General features: G+C 47.7%; 2 protein-coding genes. One reads left to right on the top strand and one right to left on the bottom strand.

Features of this window, described 5'->3' with window-relative positions; genetic code table 11:
* The coding region (locus Q0668_RS15120) for a dienelactone hydrolase family protein (RefSeq protein ID WP_298866140.1) at positions 1-2,057 on the top strand (2,057 nt) is incomplete at its 5' end.
* A 37-nt stretch (positions 2,058-2,094) separates the two neighbouring features.
* Here Q0668_RS15120 and Q0668_RS15115 read toward each other — a convergent pair.
* The coding region (locus Q0668_RS15115) for a DUF1501 domain-containing protein (protein ID WP_298866138.1) at positions 2,095-3,535 on the bottom strand (1,441 nt) is incomplete at its 5' end.

The raw sequence follows: 3,535 nt of genomic DNA, 5'->3' as shown, positions 1-3,535 counted from the left end.
ACAGAAAAGATCTTTCCGCGATGTTGGGGCTTACCGATCCGCTTGTTTCTGGACGCTTTTCCTATATAGGCGATAAAACCAATCATTCTTCTCAGGATTTCACCATTCACGAAGTGACCTGGCCCGTCCTGGAAGATATGCATGGCGCCGGACTTTTATTGGTTCCGAATGGAAATATTCAGGGCGATATCATTGCCGTCCCGGAAGCGGATCAAGTTCCGGAAGATCTTGTATCATCCGAAAAGCCAAATACCTCATACGCTCAACAACTGGTTCGCTCTGGTTTTCGGGTCCTCATTCCTACTTTAATCAATCGTGAAATGAACACATGGAAAATGAGTAACCGGGAATGGGCACATCGCCCTTCTTTTGAACTCGGCCGCACTCTGGCTGGATATGAAACTCAAAAGATTATGGGAGCAGTCAGCATCCTGCAACAAACAAATGGAGGAGATAAACGCCCGGTTGGTGTAATTGGCTGGGGAGAAGGGGGACGGTTGGCCCTGTATGCTGCTGCCCTGGATTCACGCATCGATAGTGCTGCCGTTTGTGGTTACTTCGCATCACGACAAAACCTCTGGCAGGAACCTGCAGACCGAAATGTATTTGGGTTGCTCAATTCACTTGGCGATGCAGAAATCGCGAGTCTGGTAGCACCGCGCTCGCTGATCATCGAACATGGCAAGTATCCAAAATACGGATTTCGTACAACTTCTAACGGCGAACTGGAAGTGATTGAAGATCGTTATACCAAGCTAAAAGGGAAACCGGGTAAATTACTCATTCCCGATAAAAAGGAAATCAAAACAGAATTTTCCCTTGCCCAAAGTTTTGTCGAGAACCTGCAACCGGAAAAACCGACACTGACACTGATTGAATCCGATTCTGCAGTTTCCTCAAATTTACTCAAGGCGTTTATTCACTCTTTGAATCCGCAATCCTCGCTAAAGACAGTAATCAAACCGCTGAAGCTGAGATCACGCGAGTTTGCCAGCAAACGACACGATGATCAACTGGCAGAGATCGAACGGCATAACCAACGATTGCTGCAACTCGCATATGAATCACGCATCGCATTCATGAAGGATCTTAAAACGGATTCACTGGTCAATTTTGAAAAATCGACTGATGCCTATCGGAAAAAGTTCAGTAAAGATGTGATCGGTGAATTTGTCATTGATCTCCTGCCCGATAATGCCCGCACTCGGAAATACCAGGTGGGTCCCAAAACAGTCAGCTACCAAGTAGAGATGGATGTGTTCCCTGATGTAACAGCCTATGGTATTCTAACTCTGCCCAAAGATCTGAAGCTGGATGGCTCAGAAAAACGGCCGGTGGTTGTCTGTCAACATGGACTTGAAGGTCGTCCGCGGCATACAGTAGCTGAGGATAAATACAGAGCCTATAAATCTTTCTCAACCCACCTTGCCGAACGGGGGTTTATCACTTTTGCTCCTCAGAATCCTTATATTCTGTTTGACCGTTTTCGAACGCTGCAGTTCAAAGCACAATCTATCGGACGTACATTGTTCTCCGTTGCTGTACCTCAACATCAACAGATCACTGACTGGTTATCCAAACAGCCTTTTGTTGACAGTAAACGCATCGGCTTTTATGGCATTTCGTATGGTGGTAAATCTGCGATGCGTATTCCCCCTCTGGTCAAGAACTATGCATTATCAATCTGCTCTGCAGATTTTGGTGAGTGGGTTTGGAAAAACGCCGCCACAGACAAACGCTCGCTACGTTACAGCTACGTCAACAAGGGAGAATATGAGATCTTTGAATGGAACCTCGGGGGCACTTTTAACTATGCGGAAATGGCTGCGCTCATCTGCCCTCGCCCTTTTATGGTGGAACGCGGACACTTTGATGGTGTTGAACCCGATGATCGCGTCGCTCAGGAATATGCCAAGGTTCGGTTTTTATATCAGGCACAGCTCAAGATCGGAGACCGAGCTGAAATCGAATACATCGCGGGCCCTCATGCCATTCATGAACAGGGTTCTTACGAGTTCTTGCACAAGCACCTCAACTGGCCCGTACCAAAGAATTGAGACTTGAACCCTCAATAAAATAATTTACTAAAGACAACTAGCTCAGAATATCATGTACGATATGTGCTTCTTCAACCCCCGTGAGCCGTGCATCGAGACCGCGATATTTAAATGTCAGCCGCCGATGATCGATGCCCATACAATGCAGGATTGTGGCGTTCATATCTCGAATGTGTACCGGATTCTCAACAACGTTGTAGCTGAAATCATCAGTTTTGCCATATTCAAAACCACGTTTGATTCCACCACCTGCCATCCAAATTGAGAAACATCGGCCATGATGATCCCGCCCGGCACTCGGGCTGCCGATAGCCCCCTGGCTGAAAACCGTGCGTCCGAATTCGCCACCCCAGATAACCAGCGTTTCGTCTAACAAGCCACGTTGCTTCAGGTCTTTAACCAAAGCAGCAGAAGGTTGATCGACATCAAGACACTGGTTCGGCAACTGTCGTTTGAGTGACACATGCTGATCCCAACCGCGATGGAAGAGTTGCACAAACCGTACGCCACGCTCTGTCATTCGACGCGCCAACAGACAATTGGCGGCGAAACTTCCCGGTTTACGCGATTCAGGTCCATACATCTCAAAGGTCTTTTGAGTTTCACTGGATAGATCCATCAGACCAGGTACCGATGTCTGCATTCGGTACGCCATTTCGTATGAATTGATGCGGGCCTGAATTTCCGGATCACCAATTTCTTCGGCTTGCCCTCGATTTAATGTCGCCAGATCATCCAATAACTTGCGCCTTTGTTTGCGATCAATACCGGCTGGATTCGATAAGTATAGTACCGGGCTGGAGCCAGGACGTAATTTCACTCCCTGATGACTGGGAGGCAGATAGCCGGAACCCCACAAGCGATCAAACAAAGGCTGCCCCGGATTTTTGCCGGTTCCCTGAGAAAGCATTACCATATAAGCGGGTAAATCTTCATTTTCACTTCCTAGACCATAACTCAACCACGACCCCAGACTGGCGTGACCAATCTGCTGTGTACCCGTGTTGATAAATGTGATCGCGGGATCATGGTTGATTGCTTCGGTGTTGACGGATTTGAGAATCGTAATGTCATCTGCAATCGTTTGTGTATAAGGCAGACGTTCACTAACCCAGGTTTGATGAGCACCACACTGTTTCATCTCCCAGAACGGTGCCACTACCGGAAATGACTTTTGTCGGGCAGTCATCCCCGTCACACGTTGAGTCCCTTTCACGGAATCAGGCAGATCTGAGCCGTGCAGCTTACGCATAATTGGTTTGTAATCAAACAGATCCACATGCGAAGGACCACCTGACTGAAACAAATAAATGATACGTTTTGCTTTAGGGGCGATCTGTTTCACACCATCAGGAATCGTTTCAGACTCCGCGTTAGCACTCTGAGTGAATAACTCCGGGTATAACAGACTTGCCAAAGCCGCGCCGCCGATACCACGTGCCGATTTCCCTAACAGAGTACGCCGTGTTAAATTTCGT

The sequence above is a fragment of the uncultured Gimesia sp. genome (assembly GCF_937910335.1).
Classification (GTDB): domain Bacteria; phylum Planctomycetota; class Planctomycetia; order Planctomycetales; family Planctomycetaceae; genus Gimesia.
Note: the sequence above shows the minus strand (reverse complement) of the source record. Positions and strands in the feature narration are given on the sequence as shown.